Origin of the sequence: Delftia acidovorans NBRC 14950 (assembly GCF_001598795.1) — a bacterium.
Taxonomy (GTDB): Bacteria; Pseudomonadota; Gammaproteobacteria; order Burkholderiales; family Burkholderiaceae_C; genus Comamonas; species Comamonas acidovorans.
This window is the reverse complement of the sequence record NZ_BCZP01000003.1, coordinates 66,282-85,551: the sequence shown is the minus strand read 5'-3', so window position 1 is coordinate 85,551 and position 19,270 is coordinate 66,282. Positions and strand designations below refer to the sequence as shown.

14 protein-coding genes are annotated in these 19,270 nt (G+C 68.5%); 5 read left to right on the top strand and 9 right to left on the bottom strand.

Annotated features, from left to right (window positions below; translation table 11 throughout):
• Positions 1–32 precede the first annotated feature (32 nt).
• Complete coding sequence (locus DA1_RS04870; protein WP_230590733.1) at positions 33–1,991, top strand: Ig-like domain-containing protein; 1,959 nt, start codon at positions 33–35, stop codon at positions 1,989–1,991.
• A gap of 40 nt (positions 1,992–2,031) precedes the next feature.
• Here DA1_RS04870 and DA1_RS04865 read toward each other — a convergent pair whose 3' ends face one another.
• Positions 2,032–3,120 carry a tartrate dehydrogenase gene (locus DA1_RS04865; protein ID WP_034391429.1) on the bottom strand — a complete coding sequence of 363 codons (1,089 nt, stop codon included), beginning with the start codon at positions 3,118–3,120 and terminating at the stop codon, positions 2,032–2,034.
• A 130-nt stretch (positions 3,121–3,250) separates the two neighbouring features.
• Between DA1_RS04865 and DA1_RS04860 the strand changes: the two genes are divergently transcribed.
• Positions 3,251–4,165 (top strand): LysR substrate-binding domain-containing protein, encoded by a 915-nt coding sequence (locus tag DA1_RS04860; RefSeq protein ID WP_170962064.1) that lies wholly within the window; start codon positions 3,251–3,253, stop codon positions 4,163–4,165.
• Between the two features lie 25 nt (positions 4,166–4,190).
• Here DA1_RS04860 and DA1_RS04855 read toward each other — a convergent pair whose 3' ends face one another.
• The 3 genes from DA1_RS04855 to DA1_RS04845 all read right to left on the bottom strand — a co-directional run bounded on the left by DA1_RS04855 (position 4,191) and on the right by DA1_RS04845 (position 6,358).
• Complete coding sequence (locus tag DA1_RS04855) at positions 4,191–4,637, bottom strand: GatB/YqeY domain-containing protein (RefSeq protein ID WP_034391431.1); 447 nt, start codon at positions 4,635–4,637, stop codon at positions 4,191–4,193.
• Positions 4,638–4,759: 122 nt separating this feature from the next.
• A complete protein-coding gene (gene rpsU, locus DA1_RS04850; protein ID WP_012204283.1) occupies positions 4,760–4,972 on the bottom strand; it encodes a 30S ribosomal protein S21 in 213 nt (70 codons plus the stop codon).
• A 165-nt stretch (positions 4,973–5,137) separates the two neighbouring features.
• On the bottom strand, positions 5,138–6,358 hold the full coding sequence (locus tag DA1_RS04845) for a BaiN/RdsA family NAD(P)/FAD-dependent oxidoreductase (protein ID WP_034391433.1): 1,221 nt from the start codon (positions 6,356–6,358) through the stop codon (positions 5,138–5,140).
• 185 nt (positions 6,359–6,543) lie between these two features.
• Here DA1_RS04845 and DA1_RS04840 point away from each other — a divergent pair, with 185 nt between their 5' ends.
• Positions 6,544–7,047, top strand: coding sequence for an acyl-CoA thioesterase (locus DA1_RS04840; RefSeq protein ID WP_013803479.1), 504 nt, complete (start codon positions 6,544–6,546; stop codon positions 7,045–7,047).
• On the opposite strand, the gene DA1_RS04835 is transcribed toward DA1_RS04840, so the two are convergent.
• From DA1_RS04835 to DA1_RS04815, 5 genes are all read right to left on the bottom strand, one after another.
• The gene (locus DA1_RS04835; RefSeq protein ID WP_230590734.1) at positions 7,034–10,075 is read right to left on the bottom strand and encodes an ATP-binding protein; all 3,042 of its coding nucleotides are present in this window, start codon (positions 10,073–10,075) and stop codon (positions 7,034–7,036) included. The genes DA1_RS04840 and DA1_RS04835 overlap by 14 nt on opposite strands.
• Before the next feature lie 149 nt (positions 10,076–10,224).
• Positions 10,225–11,037, bottom strand: a complete 813-nt coding sequence (cobA, locus tag DA1_RS04830; RefSeq protein WP_013803477.1) for a uroporphyrinogen-III C-methyltransferase — start codon at positions 11,035–11,037, stop codon at positions 10,225–10,227.
• Between the two features lie 27 nt (positions 11,038–11,064).
• Positions 11,065–11,979, bottom strand: a complete 915-nt coding sequence (gene ybiB, locus DA1_RS04825; protein ID WP_034391437.1) for a DNA-binding protein YbiB — start codon at positions 11,977–11,979, stop codon at positions 11,065–11,067.
• 98 nt (positions 11,980–12,077) lie between these two features.
• Positions 12,078–14,915, bottom strand: coding sequence for a nitrate reductase (locus DA1_RS04820; RefSeq protein ID WP_034391439.1), 2,838 nt, complete (start codon positions 14,913–14,915; stop codon positions 12,078–12,080).
• A 44-nt stretch (positions 14,916–14,959) separates the two neighbouring features.
• Complete coding sequence (locus tag DA1_RS04815; RefSeq protein ID WP_080736821.1) at positions 14,960–16,231, bottom strand: NAD(P)/FAD-dependent oxidoreductase; 1,272 nt, start codon at positions 16,229–16,231, stop codon at positions 14,960–14,962.
• A 414-nt stretch (positions 16,232–16,645) separates the two neighbouring features.
• On the opposite strand from DA1_RS04815, the gene DA1_RS04810 reads away from it, so the two are divergent.
• Complete coding sequence (locus DA1_RS04810) at positions 16,646–18,373, top strand: methyl-accepting chemotaxis protein (protein WP_034391441.1); 1,728 nt, start codon at positions 16,646–16,648, stop codon at positions 18,371–18,373.
• A 130-nt stretch (positions 18,374–18,503) separates the two neighbouring features.
• The gene (locus tag DA1_RS04805) at positions 18,504–19,160 is read left to right on the top strand and encodes a DUF937 domain-containing protein (RefSeq protein ID WP_034391443.1); all 657 of its coding nucleotides are present in this window, start codon (positions 18,504–18,506) and stop codon (positions 19,158–19,160) included.
• The last annotated feature ends 110 nt before the right edge of the window (positions 19,161–19,270 follow it).

The following is a 19,270-nucleotide window of genomic DNA, read 5'->3' as shown; positions in this document are numbered from 1 at the left end:
CTGCCGTGGCCGCGCCAGCACAGGGGTTGGTCATGACGGGCTACCAGACGCAGTCCAACGCTTTGTATACGAGCATGGTGACCGAGTACACGTTCAGCGTGGGCGGTGTGGTGCAGCAAGGCGGCACGCCACCGGCCACAGCGGACTGGGCCACCCCTTCCAACTACTGGGATGGAGGCTGGGCGCTCAACAGCTGGAACGAGCGCTACACATACAGCTACCAGGGCCAGATCCTGCAGACGACCAACCCCCTGGACATTCCTGCGGCGGCAGCCTGGGCCACGATCAGCTCCTTTCAGATCGAGGGGTCCTCCTTCCCGCGTCCCATCGACAGTACTGTTTTCCACTATTCGCTCGATGGCATCCAGACCCTGCTTGCCATGGACGCATCGTCCATCCCCGCCAATGCGGTCTGGGCGGGCCTGTCATCCCTGTCCGATGGGTGGAATGCAACACAAAACCATGGGTTTGCCAGCTATGTGCTGGGCCGCCCGGTCTTCAGTCTGCCTCCCGCCGTCGACCCGCAGGCGGGCGGTGTGACGGCCAAGGCCCACGTGGCGCTGGACCGGGACGGCACGGGTTACTGGCAGGTACTTGCTGCGGCCGCGGCGGCGCCGGATGCCGCCGCGCTGCAGGCCGGCGGCTCCCCGGTCGGCATGACGGCAGGCGTGGTCCACGATATCGATATCGGGGGGCTGGCGGTGAATACGGCCTACAGGCTGCACTTCATCGCCAGGGATGGCGCAGGCCGCGTGCAGCCGGATGTGGCCAGCGTACCCTTCACCACGCTCAGGCGGGAGCAGACCATCGACTTTGCGCAGCCGGCGGCGCAAACCTTCGGCACGACATTCACGCCTGTTGCAACAGCTACCTCCGGCCTGGCCGTGACGTTTTCCGCATCTGCGCCAGAGGTTTGCACTGTCGATGCCGCAGGGGTGTTCAGCTTCCATTCCGCAGGCACTTGCAGGATGACGGCCCGGCAGGGCGGCGATGCGACCTATGGTCCCGCCCCCGAGGTGGCTTACCCTGTGACGGTGCAGCCTGCTGCGCAGAACATCGTCTGGAGCATGCCGGCGGCCCTGGTCGTGGATGCACGGGTGGCTCTGAGCGCCGCCGGCGGTGGCTCGTCCCAGGCCGTGCAGTTCAGCTCCCTGACGCCGGCGGCGTGCTCCGTCAGCGGTGCCGAGGTGGCCGGCAGGCTGGCGGGTACGGACAACTGCCTGCTGGCCGCCGATCAACAGGGGGATGCCAACCATCTGCCTGCGGCCCGGCAAGTCCTGTCCTTGAGCATCGGCAAGGGCCCGCAGGCCATTGCCTTCACTTCCGTGGCGCCAGCGGCTGCCAAGGTGGGCGATACCTATGCCGTGGCAGCAACGGGCGGGGCTTCCGGCAAGGTGGTGGTGTTCTCCGTGGATGCGGCGACGGCTGCCCATTGCACCATCGCGGGCAGTTCTGTCTCCTTCACTGCGCCGGGACCCTGCCGCATCCTGGCCGACCAGGCCGGCGACGCGAACTACGAGGCGGCGGCAAGGCAGCAGCAAAGCGTGCAGATCGCCCAGGCCACAACCACCCTGGCGATCACCTCGACCCCCAACCCTTCCCGGCCCGGCGACGATGTGACCATCAGCGTGTCGGCCGTGACCGGGGCACAGGATCGACGGGGGGCGCTGCGGGCGATGGCGGCGGCGCTCCCCTCGGGCAGCATCACGGTCTCGTACAACGGGGCGCAGCTGGGGTCGGCTCCCCTGGTTGGCGGCGCCGCCAGCACCACGGTCCGGCTGCCCGTGGCGGCCGGATCCCACGGCCTTGTGGTCGACTACAGCGGGGATGCAGTCCACGCCCCGATGAGCCAGGGCTTCACACAGGCCGTGGTGGCGGCGCCGGTGCCCACACCTGTGCCGGCCCTGCACACCGTGGCGCTGGTCATGCTGAGCCTGCTGGCGGCCGGGATGGGGGCCGGCAGGCTGCGCAGGGGCCGCATGGGCCGGTAGGCCGGGCTGCCGGGCGGCATGAGAACCCCGGCGTGGCGCCTCAGGCGGCAGCGATGCGCCGGGCGATGGCCTGGCCCACTTCGGTGGTGCTGGCCGTGCCGCCCAGGTCGGGCGTGCGGGGGCCGTTCTTGATGACTTCCTCGATGGCCGAGACGATGGCGTCGTGCGCCGCGCGGCCTGCGCCCTGGCCGTGGGTCAGGAAGTCCAGCATCAGCGCTGCCGACCAGACCATGGCGATGGGGTTGGCGATGTTCTTGCCGTAGATGTCGGGCGCCGAGCCGTGCACGGGCTCGAACAGGCTGGGGAAGCTGCGGTCGGGGTTGAGGTTGGCCGAGGGGGCCAGGCCGATGGTGCCCGTGGTGGCCGGGCCCAGGTCGCTGAGGATGTCGCCGAACAGGTTGGTGGCGGCCACCACGTCGAAGCGGCCCGGCTGCAGCACGAAGCGCGCGGTCAGGATGTCGATGTGCTGCTTGTCCAGCGTGACGTCCGGGTAGGCCTTGGCCACGTCCTCGGCGCGCTGGTCCCACCAGGGCATGCTGATGGCGATGCCGTTGCTCTTGGTGGCCAGGGTGACGTGCTTGCGCTCGCGGCTTTGGGCCAGGTCGAAGGCGTACTTGAGCAGGCGCTCGGCACCCTTGCGCGAGTAGACCGATTCCTGGATCACGATCTCGCGGTCCGTGCCCTCGTACATGATGCCGCCCAGCGAGGTGTATTCGCCTTCGGTGTTCTCGCGCACCACGTAGTAGTCGATGTCGCCGGGCTTGCGGCCGGCCAGCGGGCAGGGCACGCCCTCGAACAGGCGCACGGGGCGCAGGTTGATGTACTGGTCGAACTCGCGGCGGAACTTGAGCAGCGAGCCCCACAGCGAGACATGGTCGGGCACGGTGGCGGGCCAGCCCACGGCGCCGAAGAAGATGGCGTCCATGCCGCAGAGCTGCGCCTTCCAGTCGTCGGGCATCATTTTTCCGTGGGCCAGGTAGTAGTCGCAGTGGGCCCAGTCGAAATGGTGGAATTCGAGCTTGATCGCAAAGCGGCTGGCGGCGGCCTCCAGCGTGCGCAGGCCTTCGGGCATGACTTCCTTGCCAATGCCGTCACCGGCGATGACGGCGATCTTGAATGTGTCTTGCATGGTGTCTGTCCTTGGATCGAATGGATGGATATGAAGCGGCGCCGCTGACAGCCTGGCCGCATGCATGGCATTGTTGGCTGCGCCAGGGCTAAATACAATCGGCCAACTGTGGTTCCATTGTTTACAGATCGTGAATAAACAACCGGCTCCCGAAGACCTGCGTGTCTTCACCGTGGTGGCTCGCAAATCCGGCTTTGCCGCTGCGGCCGAGGAATTGGGTGCATCGCCCGCCTATGTGAGCAAGCGCATCCGCCTGCTGGAGCAGGAGTTGGGCGTGAAGCTGCTGCACCGCACCACGCGCCGCGTGGCCGTGACCGAGGAGGGCGAGCGCGTATTCCACTGGGCGCAGCGCATCCTTGACGACATGGACCAGCTGATGCAGGAGGTGGCCATTACGCGCAGCGAGCCGCGCGGCCTGCTGCGCGTGAGTAGCAGCTTCGGCTTCGGGCGGCATGTGATCGCACCGGCGCTGTCCCGGCTGGTGGAGCGCCATCCGGGGCTGCAGGTGCGGCTGGATGTGTTCGACCGGCTGGTGGATGTGGCGGGGGAGGGCTTCGATCTGGATGTGCGCGTGGGCGACGAGATCGCGCCCCACCTGATTGCGCGGCGGCTGGCCGACAACCACCGCGTGCTGTGCGCGGCGCCTGCCTACCTGGCGCGCCGTGGCACGCCGCGCACGCCGGCCGAGCTGTCGGCCCACGACTGCCTGGCCATCAAGGAGCGCGACCAGGCCTTTGGCGTGTGGCGGCTGCGCGCGGGCGCCGCCGAGCAATCGGTGAAGGTCACGGGGCCGCTGTCGGCCAACAACGGGGAGATGGTGGTGCAGTGGGCCGTGGACGGGCGCGGCATTGCGCTGCGCTCGCTATGGGATGTGGGCGCCCATCTGCAGGCCGGGCGCCTGGTGCAGCTGCTGCCCGAATGGCGGCAGGAGGCCAATGTCTGGGCGGTCTATCCGACGCGGCTGCAGCTGTCGGCCAAGGTGCGTGTCTGTGTCGAATTCCTGCAGGAGCACTTTCAGCAGGAATGGGCGGCAGCAGCGTCCTGAAAAGGGCGCGGCTGCCGCAGCGGGCTCAACCTGCCAGGGCGGCCTTGACGGCAGCGGACACCTGGCCCATGTCGGCCTTGCCAGCCAGTTGCGCCTTGACCGCGCCCATGACCTTGCCCATGTCGCCGGGGCCGGAGGCACCCAGCTCGGCCACGATGGCCTTCACGGCGGTGGCCACTTCCTCGGCCGACATGCGTGCGGGCAGGTAGGCGGTCAGCACGGCCGTTTCGGCCTTTTCCTTGTCGGCCAGGTCCTGGCGGCCCGCGCCCTCGAAGGCGGCAATGCTGTCCTTGCGCTGCTTGATCAGCTTGTCCACGATGGCGATGACGGCGGCGTCGTCGAGCTCGACGCGCTCATCGACTTCCTTTTGCTTCATCGCGGCCAGCAGCAGGCGGATGGTGCCCAGGCGTTCGCTGTCCTTGGCGCGCATGGCGGTCTTCATGTCTTCGGTGATCTGGGCCTTGAGGCTCATGGCATTTCTCCTGAGGTAGTGGCGTCGGAAAACAAAAACCAAAAAACAAAAACAAAAAACCCGCGCCTGGCGTCCCGAGCGCGGGTTTTGCGGCTGACGAGAGCCGGCTGGTCAAGGGCTGATCAGTACAGCTTCTTGGGCAGCTGCATGCTGCGAACGCGCTTGTAGTGACGCTTGACGGCGGCAGCCTTCTTGCGCTTGCGTTCGGATGTGGGCTTCTCGTAGAACTCGCGAGCGCGCAGGTCGGTCAGCAGGCCGAGCTTTTCGATGGTGCGCTTGAAGCGGCGCAGGGCAACTTCATAGGGCTCGTTTTCTTTTACGCGGATGGTGGTCATTAGCTAGATTTCCAGATATCTGTGCTGACAGCGGGTTCTCGGGAAGATCGGGCCTGAGAGCCATGTTCAGCGGTTGGTCCCCGTCAATAGTTAACTAGTATTGGCCGACGGGGCAATTGCCAGCAAAGCGGGCGATTATACGCGAGACGAAAGCGATCTGACAAATCACGCACAAGGCAAGGCCTGCGCGCACGCATACCCGCTGGCCCAGGCCCATTGGAAGTTGTATCCGCCCAGCCAACCGGTGATGTCCACCACTTCGCCGATGCAGTACAGGCCGGGCTGGGTCTTGCATTCCATGGTCTGTTGCGAAAGCGCACGCGTGTCCACGCCGCCCAGTGTCACTTCGGCCTTCTTGTAGCCTTCGGTGCCGGTGGGCACGATCTCCCAGCGCGACAGGCGCTCGGCCAGCTGGTTCAGGGCCTTGTCCGAGGCTTCGGCAATGGGGCGCTGCCAGGCCGCGTCCTGCTGCACCCAGGCATCGGCCAGGCGCGAGGGCAGCCACTGCGCCAGTTCGTTGGCGATGAGCTTGCGCGAGCGCGACTTGGCCTTGAGCAATTCGTCCTGCAGGTCCACCTCGGGAGCGAGGTTGATGCACAGGGGCGTGCCGGGCTTCCAGTAGCTCGAGATCTGCAGCACGGCGGGGCCGGACAGGCCGCGGTGCGTGAACAGCAGGTCTTCCATGAAGGCCATGCGCTCTTTCTTGCTGCCGGTGCTGATCTCCACGGGCAGGGCCAGGCCGGCGAGCTGGGCGTAGGGTGCCCAGGCCTCGCCGTCGAAGGTCAGCGGCACCAGGCCCGGCACGCGCTCGACCAGGGGCAGGTCGAACTGCTGGGCCAGGCGGTAGCCGAAGTCGGTGGCGCCGATCTTGGGAATGGACAGCCCGCCCGTGGCGATGACCAGGCTGGGCGCCTGCACGGCGCCACGGCTGGTCTGCAGGCGGTACTGGCCATCCGCATGAACGACGGAATCGACCTTGCAGGGCTGCCAGCGCTGCACGCCGCCGGCCTGGCATTCGGCCAGCAGCATGGCGATGATGTCCTCGGCCGAGCGGTCGGCGAACAGCTGGCCCTTGTGCTTTTCATGATGGGCAATGCCGTGCCTGTCCATCAGCGCGATGAAGTCGGCCGGCGTGTAGCGCGACAGGGCCGAGCGGCAGAACTGCGGGTTGCCGCCCACGAAGTGCTTGTGCGGCGCACGCACGTCCAGGTCGCGGTTGGTGAAGTTGCAACGGCCGCCGCCCGAGATGCGGATCTTCTCGGCCACCTTCTCCGCGTGGTCCAGGAGCAGCACCGACAGGCCCCGCTGTCCGGCCTGGGCCGCACAGAACAGACCGGCCGCGCCGGCGCCGATGACGATGGCGTCGAAAGAGAGGGAAGAGGTCACAAAAACGTCACTCGGGGGGGCAAAAGGGCGCCCATTCTCGCGCACTTGAGCCAGCCCTTCGCGTGCCCTGTGAAACTGGCGTGTCCTGAAGCCAGGGACACCGAGGAAGGGCCGCCCCGCACCGAGGGTGTCGTCCCCCTCTGGGGGAAGGCGCGCAGCGACTCAGGGGGACCTAAAATCCCGTGATGAATTTCCCATCGCACCAGCTGAGCATGACCGTGCTCATGTCGCCCGACATGGCGAACTTTTCGGGCAACGTCCATGGCGGCGCCGTTCTCAAGCAGCTCGACCAGGTGGCCTATGCCTGCGCCAGCCGCTACGCGGGCCGCTATGTGGTCACGCTGAGCGTGGACCAGGTGATGTTCCTGCAGCCCATCCATGTGGGCGAGCTGGTGACCTTCCTGGCCAGCGTCAACCACACGGGCAAGTCGTCGATGGAGATCGGCATCAAGGTGGTGGCCGAGGACATCCGCACCCAGGTGGTGCGCCATGTCAACAGCTGCTTTTTCACCATGGTGGCGGTGGACGAGAACAAGCAGCCTGCGCCCGTGCCCACGCTGGTGCCGGCCACCGACGAGGAAAAGCGCCGCTGGCAGGCCGCGCTGATCCGCAAGGACCTGCGCCGCGAGCTGGCCCAGCGCTTCGAGCAAAGCCGCGTGACGGCCAGCAGTTCGGTCAAGCCGGGCTGAGCGTGGAGGGTGCGGCGGGTGGCCGATGCCAGGTGCCGGGCGCGCTGCCCTGCAACTCGTCCCGCACCTGCTCGATGACGCGCCTGAGGTCTTCCATGGAAGCCGGCTTGGACAGCACCTCGTCGGCACCGGCCTGCAGGTAGCGCAGGGCCTCGGAGGCCTCGGGACTGGCGGTCAGCGCAATCACGCGGCAGCGGCGCAGCTGGTTTTCGGCTTCCCGCCGACGCAGACGCCGGATGAACTCGAAGCCGTCCATGATCGGCATGCGGCCGTCGGTGATGATGAGATCGAAGGACTCGACCAGGCAACGCGCCCAGGCCTCCTGCCCATCGCCGGCCAGCGAGATGCCGTGGCCCAGCGCGGTGAACTGGCTCTTGAGCAGTTCGCGATTGAACAGATAGTCTTCCACGGCCAGGATTCTGAGTTCAGGCTCGGCCGGGACTTCGGGCAGGGGCTCGGTGCCTGTATCGGCCTTTGCACGCAGCTCCAGGGGCACGGGCATGATCCGGGGCAATACTTCTTCGGCCGACGGCCTGTCGTCCGGCTCCACCAGCGGCAGGCTCAACCTGACCGTGAAGCGTGAGCCCCGGCCCGGCACGCTCTCCAGGGTGATGGTCCCACCCATGTGCTCCAGCAGGCGGCGCGTGATGCTCAGGCCCAGGCCGCTGCCGAAGGCCTGGTCCTGATGGGCGCCCGGCACCTGCGAAAAGGGCTTGAACAGCCGGGCCTGGTCCTGCGGCGCAATGCCGATGCCGGTGTCCTCCACCTCCATCTGCAGCAGCAGGCGGTCATGGCGGCGGGTGCCTTGCGCGCGCAGGGTGACGCTGCCGCGTTCGGTGAATTTGATGGCATTGCTCAGCAGGTTGAACAGCACCTGCTTGAGGTGCAGCGGGTCGGCCGTCACGCTGTGGTCCACGCCCTTGCCAACCTGGGTGCGCAGCGACAGCCGCTTGCCGTGCGCCAGGCCCTGCAGCAGCGGGGCCATGTCTTCGATCAGCGGCCGCAGCGCCACGGGCTGGGGCGTGGAGTCGATGTGGCCCGACTCGATGCGGTGCAGGTCCAGCACATTGCCCAGCAGCAGCAGCATGCCCTGGGAGGCCTTGTGGGCCGCGGCCAGCGTATCGCGGTGGGGCAGGCCGCGTTTTTCGCGGTCCTGCGCCAGCTCCAGCAGGCCGATGATGGCGCTCAGCGGCGTGCGTATCTCGTGGCTGGTGGTGGACAGGAACAGGCTTTTGGCCCGGTTGGCGGCCTCGGCGCGCCGCTCGGCACGGCGCGTCCTGCGCATCTGGCGGCTCAGGTAAAAGCCCCAGACCAGGGAAGTGGCCGTGGCCAGCGCCAGCGCTGCCAGCAGCAGCAGCAGGCGCTGGCGGTGCTCGCGCCAAAAGCGCGTGCCGCTGCCGCTATCGCGCGGTGCCCACAGGCGCACGATTTCGGCCATTTCTTCGGGTGAGATGGACAGCTGGGCCTTCTCCAGAATGCTCAGAAGCTCGGGCTCGGCGGCATGCACGGCCAGGCTCACGGGGCGGGTGTAGTCCTCCAGGATGCCGGTGAGCTGCAACTGGTTGCCCAATTGCTGGGCGTTGGCATAGCGCGCTGCGTAGTCGTTGCCGACGAAGGCATCGCTGTCATCGGCCGCCACGCTGGCCAGGGCCTGGGCCAGGTCGGGATACAGCTGCAGCCGTATGCGCGGATGCTCGCGGCGCACCGTGTCTTCCAGGAAGAAGCCAGCGACCATGGCCACGCGCTTGCCCTCCAGTCCCTGCAGGTGGTGTATGCCCTTGTCACGCTGTGTGCCCGCATTCGCCTCGGGCCGGGCCATCACCACCACCGCGCTGCGCAGGTAGGGCGGCAGCAGCTTGATATCGGGCGATGCAATCGGCGGCGAGGTGTAGACGGGGGTGAGCAGGGCCTTGCCCGAGCCCAGAATGGCCTCGAGTTCGGTGTAGTTGCGTGCGGTCACGTAGTCGAACTGCAGGCCGGCGCGGTGGCTGATCAGGTCCAGGTAGTCGGGTCCTATGCCCTCGGCCTGGCGGTCGGCATTCAGCTTTCCCAGCGATCCCAGGGAGCTGTTGAGCACCACGGGAATGCGGGGATGGGCATCCAGCCACTGCTTTTCCGAGGGTGTCAGGGCCACGCGGTCGCTTCCCAGCAGCGGACGGCGGCTGCCGCTCCAGCTGTGCAGAATGTCGTCGCCATGCTGCAAGGTGATGGTGGGCAGGGCCTGGTCCAGATAGGCCTTCAGCTGCGTATCGTTATGCCGCACCAGCATGCCGAAGCCTCGGCTCTCTATGGGGGCAAAGCCCTGCACGCGCAGGTTGAGCAGGTAGTTGGCCTGGATCAGGTAGTGCACCGTGACCGTGTCGCCGACGAAGCCGTCGATCTCGCCCAGGCTCAGCGCCTCCAGCGCGCGGCGGGGTGTTTCATAGGTCAGCAGCTCGCTGAGAGGATAGGCGGCCGCAACCTGGGAGCGCAGCAGCTGGTTGGGCGTCATGGCCAGCCGCGCGCCCCGGCGCTCCGCGTCGAAGGGCGCATGCGAGAGCGACACCAGCACGGGCTGGCTGGGCAGGTAGGGCACGCTCAGGGCCAGGTCGGCGCGTTCGGCCTCCAGCTCGGTGCCCTCGCAGGCCAGGTCGATCTCGCCGCGCCGCAGCGCATCGAGCACGGCCACGCGCGATCCATAGGTCTTGAAGCGCACCGGTGCGGGAAACAGCAGTCCCAGGTGGTCGGCCGTGATGCCCTGGAAGCGCTCGCCATCGATCATTTCCAGGGGAGGATGGTCGGGCAGGGAAATGCCCACGGTCAGCGGCCCGCGCGCCTGCAGCCACTGGCGGTGCGCGGGTGTGAGCCAGGGCTTTGCAGCGGCCGTGACGCGCGTGGCCAGCACCATGTCGGCGCCTGCAGCCAGGCCGGGCATGAGCAGGGCCATGCCAAGCGCGCAGCCGGCCAGCAGCGGCGACCACGTGCGCCGCCATGCGGACAGCCGTATCTGCGCAGCTGTGGAAGTGAAAGTAAGGCCTGGTGTTTTCATGGAATCCCCCGATGGCGCTACCGCCGCCTGGCGGAGCTGACGGTCTGCCAAAACGGTCTAAACGCCGTTTCGGCAGCCAACAGGGGATTTTTAATGAAAACTAATGACTTTTATGAATCGATAGATTTTTGATTGCAGCAATCTCGCACTCAGGCGGCTGCAACCGCAGCGGTGAGCTGCGTCTGAGGTTCGGCCATTGCCCGTACGCCATGGACCACATCGCCAACGACGATGACGCTGGGGCTGCCCAGGCCCGTGTCGGCAATGCACTCCACCAGCGCGCCCAGCGTGGTCAGCGCGTGGCGCTGTTGTGGCAGGCTGGCGTGCTGGATCACGGCCACGGGCGTGGCTGCGGGCAGGCCATTGAGCAGCTCGGCGCGGATGTGCTCCACGCTGCTCACGCCCATGTAGATCACCAGGGTGAGCCGCGCATCGCGTGCGGTGGCGGCCAGCTGGCGCCAGTCGGTGCCGCTGTCGCCGGGCTTGGCGTGGCCCGTGATGAAGACCACGCCGTGCGCGCGGTCGCGGTGCGTGAGCGGGGCGCCCAGGCTGGTGAGCCCGGCCAGGCCAGCGGTGATGCCGTTGATGACCTGGACCTCGACGCCCGCTTCGCGCAGGTGCTCCACCTCTTCGCCGCCGCGCCCGAAGATGAAGGGATCGCCGCCCTTCAGGCGCACCACGGTCTCGCCCTCCTGCACGGCGCTCAGCATGAGCTTTTCGATGAAGGCCTGGGGCGTGCTCTTGCAGCCGCCGCGCTTGCCCACGTAGACGATGCGCGCCGTGGGCGCGGCATGGGCCACGATGGCGTCGCTGACCAGGTCATCGACCAGCAGCACGGTGGCAGCCTGTATGGCCTTGAGGGCCTTGATGGTCAGCAGCTCCGGGTCGCCGGGGCCGGCGCCGACCAGGGTGCAGGTGCCGCGCCGGGCGGTGTTCGCGGGGGTGTGGGACGGGGTCGTCATGGCGGGGCTCCGTTTTTTCTGGGGTATTCAGCGAATCTGATCGGCAAGGTGGACGATGTGTTCCACCTGGCGTGTGAGCGCGGGCGGCACGGGCAGCCGGCCCGCGAGCACGTCTTCGGTGTAGCGCGCCGTGGTGTCCACGTCGATCTCGGCGGGCAGGCCCGGCACGTCGGAGGCGGTGCCGCTTTGCTGCTCGGCCAGCAGCTGGTGGGCGCCTGCCACAAAGCCGTCGTAGCGCGGCAGCCGGCGCGGGTCGGCCGCGACCTCGCCTTCCAGCCCGCGCGAGAGCAGGACATTCATGCCCAATGTCCCGAAGGTGCCGTGCAGCATGGGCAGGTACTCGGGATGGGTGTAGGCCGTCACCAGCAGGGAGGGGCCGTCGCAGGGTGCCAGCAGCTTGACCACGCTGTGGCCCGGGTTGCGCAGGCCGATGACCTCGCGCACGGACAGCAGGCGCGCCAGGGCCGGGTGCAGATGTTCGGTATGGATATGGGCCACCTGGCCGCCGGCCAGGGCCTGGGGAGATGGCAGCGGCGCAATGCCCAGGGCCTGCAGCACATCGCTGGCCAGGATGCGGCGCGCCTCGGTGCGCATGCCGTGCAGCAGCACGGGCAGGCCTTCGCGCGCCAGCAGCAGGGCCAGCAGGGGCGTGAGCACGGGCAGGCGGCGCGCGCCGTTGTAGCTGGGCAGCACGATCACGGGGCGGCCATTGGCCGAGGCGGGAAAACGGGCGACGCGCGCATGCACGGCGTCCAGGAAGCCGCTCATCTCCTCGACGGTCTCGCCCTTGATGCGCATGGCGATGCAAAAGGCCCCGATCTCCAGGTCGCTGACGCCGCCGTCCAGCACCTGGCCGAACAGGTCGGCCGCCTGCGTGCGCTCCAGCGCCTTGGCTCCGCGTGCGCCGCGGCCTATTTCCTTGATGTATTGGCTGATGCCCATGGCGTTGCAATCGTGGGTGGAATCCTGTGGGGGCATATTTTCCCGCAGGTTTCATTACTTTTCGCTATATATGCAAACCCGTTGTTCCATCGCCTCTTTCATGCGGACTCCTGGCTCTCCGCCAGGGGTATGTGGCGCACCAGGCGCTTGAGCTCGGGCAGGCAGGAGCCGCAATTGGTGCCGCATCGCAACTGGCCCTGCAGCGCGGCCAGGCGAGCGTCGTCGCTGCCCTCGCAGCGCGCAAGCGCGCCTGCGATCGCGGTCTCGTCCACATCGAAGCAGGTACAGACCTGGCGCGCACGCGGCTGGATGGCCAGCGGCGCCGAGCCCGAGGGCATGAGCAGCAGGCGGCCATAGTCCTGTGCCGGCATCTGGTCCTGCAGCAGGGTGGACAGCCAGCTGCCCGCGCGCGTGTCGCCGGCCAGCAGCAGGGCCTCGACCGTGGTGGACAGGCTGTGGCGGTCCAGCCGCAGCGCGCGGCTGTGCTGGCGGCGGCGGTCGGTGTAGCGCAGGGTGTCGGCGGCATCCAGGCCCAGCAGGGATTCGATCCGTGCGAGGACGGCCTCGCCCGGCGCCCCATGCGCGGCGGCGCGCAGCAGCACGCCGTGCCGGGCCCGGGCGGCGTCCTGCAGCGGGACGGCATTGCCAAAGGGCACGCAGCTGGCAAAGCCGAAGTGCGGCATGAGGGCGGACAACTGCTCGCGCACGGCCAGCACCCGGTCCTCGGGCAGCCAGGCCATGGCCAGCAGGGTCCAGGGCAGTTCGGCCTTTTGCAGCTTCACGGCCGTGTGCTTGAGTTCGGGCTGCTTGGAGCCGGGGCACAAGGCCGGTGTGGTCAGGGCGTTGATGCCGCCCATTGAAGTGCCGCCCAGGTACTCGCCGCCCCAGTGCATGGCCATGAAGAGCTGGGAGGGCGTCAGCGTGTCATCGGGCTGCACCGGCACCAGCAGGGCGCCGCGCCGGCTGCTCATCTGCACCAGGTCGCCCGCGCGCAGGCCGCGCTCGGCCATGTCCCGCGGGTGCATTTGCAGGCAGGGCTCGGCCGCATGGCCGAACAAGCGGCCCAGCTGGCCCGTGCGGCTCATGCCGTGCCACTGGTCGCGCAGCCGGCCCGTGGTCAGGCTGAAGGGATAGTGCGCATCGGGAGGCTCGGCCAGCGGCTGCCAGGGCAGCAGGGCAAAGCGTGCGCGGCCATCGGGCGTGGGAAAGCGGCCGTCTTCGTAGAGCCGTGCGCGGCCCTGGGCTGCGCCTTCGGGCAGCGGCCATTGCTGGGGGCCTTGCGCGTCCAGCAAATCCCAGGACAGGCCGGTGATGTCCAGGTCACGCCCGCGCGTGCTCTCGCGGTGCTCGTTCCAGATGGCCTGGGCGCCGGCAGTGGCGTCTTCGGTGTCGTAGGGGAAGAGGCTGGGCCGGCCCGGGCGCAGCCGTGCCTCCATGCGCCGCGCGCAGTCCACGGCAATGCGCCAGTCATGGCGTGCGGCGCCGGGTGCGGCCACGGCGGGGCGCACGCGCGAGATGCGCCTTTCGCTGTTGGTCACCGTGCCGATCTTCTCGCCCCAGGTGGTGGCAGGCAGCAGCAGGTCGGCGTAGGCGCAGGTGGCGGTGGTGGCAAAGGCCTCCTGCACGATGACGAATTCGGCCCGCTGCAGCGCGCGCCGCACCAGGGCCTGGTCGGGCATGCTTTGCGCAGGGTTGGTGCAGGCTATCCACAGCGCGCGGATCTCGCCCTCGGCGGCGGCCTCGAACATCTCCACGGCGGTCTTGCCGGGGCGGGGCGGCACGGCGTCCACGCCCCACAGTGCGGCCACTTCGGCGCGGTGGGCCGGGTTGGCCAGGTCGCGGTGGGCCGACAGCAGGTTGGCCAGCCCGCCCACCTCGCGCCCGCCCATGGCATTGGGCTGGCCCGTGAGCGAAAACGGCCCCGCGCCCGCGCGCCCGATCTGGCCCGTGGCCAGGTGCAGGCCGATCAGCGCGGCGTTCTTGGCCGTGCCGTTGCTGCTCTGGTTCAGGCCCTGGCAGTACAGGCTGAGCGTTGCGCCACGGGCGGCGCCGTCGCGTGCATCCCCGCCCAGCGCAAACCATTGCGCGGCCTGGAACAGATCGTGCCGGGGCAGGCCGCAGAGATCGCCCACGCGCTCGGGCGTGGCCTCCCGCACCAGGGCCTGCAGGTCGGCAAAGCCGCTGGTGTGGCGTGCGATGTAGGCCTGGTCCAGCCAGCCTTCCAGTTCCATGATGTGCAGCATGCCGTGGAACAGCAGGGTGTCGCTGCCCGGGCGCAGCGGCAGGAAGAGGTCGGCCATGCCGGCCGTGTCGGTGCGGCGCGGGTCGGCCACGATGATCTTCATCTGCGGCCGCGCGGCACGCGCCTGCTCGATGCGCCGCGTGAGCACGGGATGCGCCCAGGCCGCGTTGCTGCCCGCGATGAAAAGGCAGTCCGCATGGTCCACATCCTCGTAGCAGGCCGGTGGCGCGTCAGCGCCCAGCGTGAGCTTGTAGCCGGCCACGGCGCTGCTCATGCAAAGGCGCGAATTGGTGTCGATGTTGTTGGTGCCGATCAGGCCCTTGGCCAGCTTGTTGAAGACGTAGTAGTCCTCGGTCAGCAACTGGCCGCTCACATACAGGCCCACGGCGTCGGGGCCGTGCTCCTGCACGATGGAGGCCAGCCTGCCGGCGGCCAGGTCCAGTGCGGCATCCCAGCCCACATCCTGGGGCGCCGCGCCGCGCGTGGCACGCAGCGCGGGCTGCAGCAGCCGCGTCTGCTGTGCCAGGGCGGGCGAGGCCGTCAGGTGCAGGGTACTGCCCTTGGTGCACAGGCGGCCGTGGTTGGCGGGGTGCGCCGGATCGCCGCGCACGCCCGTGATGCGCGCACCATCGCTTTCGATGAGGACGCCGCAGCCTACGCCGCAATAGGGGCAGGTGGATCGGGTTTCTTGCATGGTGGGCCTGGGGTGGATGAGGGAAGGGCAGGGCACGGGCGCCGTCACGCGCCGCTGGCCTGGTTGGCCTTGCTGGCCTGGCTGGCTTGGCCTGCTTGACTTTCGCCGAACATGAGGCGGTCGCGCAGCTCCTGCACTGCCACGCCATCGCGCAGCAGGCGGAAGTACCAGCCACCGTCCTCTGTGTCGCCATACAGGCAGGCGCCGACCAGCCTGTCACCGCGCAGCACAAGCTTGCGGTATACGCCCGCGCCGGGGTCGCTGAGCACGATTTCCTCCGTGCCCTCGTCGCCGCGGAAGTCGCCCGCGCTGAACAGATGGATGCCCGTGACCTTGAGCTTGGCCGAGGTCTGCGAGCCCGGATAGCGGCCGATGCCCATCTCCGCCAGGTGGTTGGCCAGCACCTTGCCTTGCTCGAACAGCGGCGCCACCAGCCCGTAGGCCACGCCCCGGTGCGCCGCGCACTCGCCCACGGCGTAGATGCGCGGGTCGGTCACGGTCTGCAGCGTGTCGCTGACCACGATGCCGCGCTGCACGTGCAGGTGCATCTGCTCGGCCAGCGTGGTCTCGGGCCGGATGCCCACGGCCATGACCACCAGCGAGGCCGGTGCCTCGCGCCCGTCCTGCAGGTGCACGCAGGCCACGCGGCCCTGGCCGTCGCCCGTCAGCGCCCGGGTCTGGGCCTGCATCAGAAAGCGCATGCCGCGCTCGGCCAGCGAGGCCTGCAGCATGGCGGCGGCGGTCTCGTCGAGCTGGCGGTCCAGCAGGCGTTCGCCTGCATGCACCACGGTAACGTCCATGCCGCGCTTCATGAGTCCGTTGGCGGCCTCCAGGCCCAGCAGGCCGCCGCCGATGACCACGGCATGGCGGTGGCTGGCGGCCGCCGCGATCATGGCCTGGGTGTCGGCAATGTCGCGGTAGCCCAGCACGCCTTCCAGCTCGCGTCCGGGCACGGGCAGCATGAAGGGGCGCGAGCCCGTGGCCAGGATCAGCCGGTCGTACTCGGCGCTCACCGGCTGTCCGGCCGCGTCCATGGCGTGCACCACGCGGCGCGCCCGGTCGACTGCGTGCACGCGGCAGCCCGCATGCAGGGTGATGCCGTGCTGCGCATACCAGGACCAGTCGTTGAGGATGATCTCGTCCAGCTGCTGCTCGCCCGCCAGCACGGGCGACAGCATGATGCGGTTGTAGTTGGGGTGGGGCTCGGCCCCGAATACCGTGATCTCGTAGAGGTCGGGCGCGATCTTGAGCAGCTCCTCCAGCGTGCGGACGCCGGCCATGCCGTTGCCCACCATCACCAGCCTGGATTTTTTCATCGTGCCCCCGTTGCGTTTCGGAAAACAAAAAAGGCGTCCCCACGCTGCGCGGCCGATGGCTGCGCGCGGGGTGACGCCTTTGTCCCGGGCCGTGGCACGTCGTTGCGCCTGGCCCTGCGGCCCTTCATGGCCACGCCCGGGATTTAGCAAGCTGCGTGCCAGGCCTGCTGCCCTGTGGCGACTGATTGCGCGGGGACGCGAGCCCGCGCGGCCGTGCCAGGCTGGTGCGCCGCATGCATCAAAGCGGTGCGCGTGCTATCGATACGGTCCTATCAGATGTCTGAATCCAATGGAGGTTTTGTTTTTATTTGTTTCAAATGGGGCGGTTCGGGGTAAAAACTTTGAACTCCGGCCAGCGGCTCGCTGGGCCGGATGGGGCACGCAGGATTTTTCTTCTTCAAGGGAGGGATGCCTATGAGAGTTAATCTGCCGGTCAGTACGCGCGAGTACTCGTTTCCCAAGGGCCAGACCCTGGTCTCCACCACGGACCTGAAGGGCCGCATCCTCTACTGCAACCCGATGTTCATCGAGGTCAGCGGCTACGAGCGCGAAGACCTGCTGGGCCAGCCCCACAACATGATCCGCCACCCCGACATGCCCGAGGAAGCCTTCCGCGACATGTGGGAGACCATCTCGGCGGGCCTGCCCTGGTCCGCCCCCGTGAAGAACCGGCGCAAGAACGGCGACTTCTACTGGGTCATGGCCAATGTCACCCCGCTGATGGAGGGTGACCGGCCCTCGGGCTACATGTCGGTGCGCACCGAGGCCACGCGCGAGCAGACCGATGCGGCCGAGCGCCTCTACGCCACCATGCGCGCCGAGAAGGACGCCGGGCGCCGGGTCCACGTGCTGCGTGCCGGCCACCTGTTGCGCAACAACCTGCGCGGCCGCCTGGCCAACGCATTGAGCCTGGGCCTGGCCGGCAAGCTGGTGCTGATCTTCTTCATGGTGGTGGCGGCGGCCTTTGGCGCGGCGCTGGCCGGTGGGCATACGCTGGACGCATGGTCTGCGCTGGCCTGGCTGGCGGTCTGCATCTTCACGGGCCTGGCCGGGGCCTGGGCCTACCGGCTGACCGTGGCGCCGCTGGCGCAGATGGTGCTGCTGGCCAACCGCCTGGCGGCCGGCGACCTGACGCAGACCATACGCATCACGCGCAAGGACGTGGTGGGCGATCTGCAGAAGGCGTTGAGCCAGCTCAACGTGAACCTGCTGTCCATCGTGCGCGATGCGCGCGAGGAAAGCGACAAGATGCAGATCTCCAGCCGGGAAATCGCGCAGGGCAACCATGACCTGTCCGCGCGCACCGAAACCCAGGCGGGCAACCTGCAGCAGACGGCGGCCTCCATGGAGGAGATCACGGGCACCGTCAAGCACACGGCCGACTCGGCTCGCCAGGCCACGGACCTGGCCGCCCAGGCCAGCGAGGTGGCCGAACGCAGCAGCGGCGCCGTCGATGGCGTGGCCGCCACCATGAAGCAGATCCAGGCCGCGTCGGGGCGCATCGGCGAGATCACGCAGCTCATCGACTCCATCGCCTTCCAGACCAATATCCTGGCGCTGAACGCTGCGGTGGAAGCCGCGCGCGCAGGCGACCAGGGCCGGGGCTTTGCGGTCGTGGCGGCCGAGGTGCGCAGCCTCTCGCAGCGCACGCTGGCGGCGGCCAAGGAGATCCGCGAGCTCATCGACGACTCCGCCGCCAAGGTGCTGGACGGTAACCAGAGGACCGAGGTGGCGCAGAAGACCATGATCGAATCGCTGGATCTGGTGCGGCGCGTGAGTCTGTTGATCGGCGAGATCCACAGCGCCTCCAGCGAGCAGCTCAGCGGCATCTCGCAGGTCAACGCGGCCGTGGCGCATCTGGACAGCATCACGCAGCAGAACGCGGCCCTGGTCGAGCAGAACGCGGCATCGGCCATGGCCTTGCAGGCCCAGGCGCAGACCGTGTCGGAAACCGTGCAGGTGTTCCGGCTGGACGCCACGGGCCGCTCGCCTGCCGCAGCGGGCGATGCCGTGGCCCTGCGCCGGTCCATGAAGGCCCAGGCACAGAGCCCGGCAGGCGGCCAGGCACGCAGCCAGGTGCAGAGCCCGCCACAGATGCGGCAGGCGCGCGCGCAGCCGCAGAGGGTGCTGACCACGACCTGACCTCTGCGGGGTACTGCGGCCGCTGGAAAACATCGTTGACACTTGGGCGTGGCGCCGTCATGTGCGCTGCGCAGGCTTGCGCATACCATGTGGTTTTGTGTTGACCGGGCGACCGGATGAAGGAACGACCATGAACTCCAGCTCTTCCCTGGCCGCCGAACTGATGGCCCAACTGCAGGGCGCGCCCATGCAGCAGATGGCGGACCAGATCGGCGCCAGCCCCGCCCAGACCGAAAGCGCCGTGGGCGCGGCCCTGCCCGTGCTGCTGGCCTCGCTGGGCCGCAATGCGGCCGATCCGCAGGGCGCGGCCAATCTCTTCGGCGCGCTGCAGCGCGACCATGGCGCGGCCAGCGGCGGTGCCGGTGGCCTGGACCTCGGCGGCCTGCTGGGCTCGCTGCTGGGCGGCGGCGCAGGCGCGGGCGCGGGCGGCAATGCAGGTGGCGGGCTCGATGGAGCGGCCATCCTCGGCCACATCCTGGGCGGCAACCAGCAGCGCGCGCAGGACGGACTGGGCCAGGCCACGGGCCTGGGCAGCGGCGGCGCGGCCCAGCTGCTGCAGCTGCTGGCCCCCATCGTCATGTCCTTTCTTGCACAGCGCGTGAGCGCAGGCGGCATGGATGCCGGCGGCCTGGGCCAGGTGCTGGGCCGCGAGCATGCGCAGGCCCAGCAGCAGGGCGGCCTGGGTGGTGGTTTGCTGGGCAGCCTGCTCGATCAGGATGGCGACGGCCAGGTAGGTCTCAGCGATCTGATGAAGATTGGTGGCAGCCTGCTGGGCGGCCGCCGCTGAAGGGCCGCATTCACTGAATCGGGCAGGGCCGGTGCGTGTGCATACACGCGCTGGCCCTGTTGCTTTTTGGGCGCAGTTCGGATGACACTAGAACCGAATTGGCGAACGAC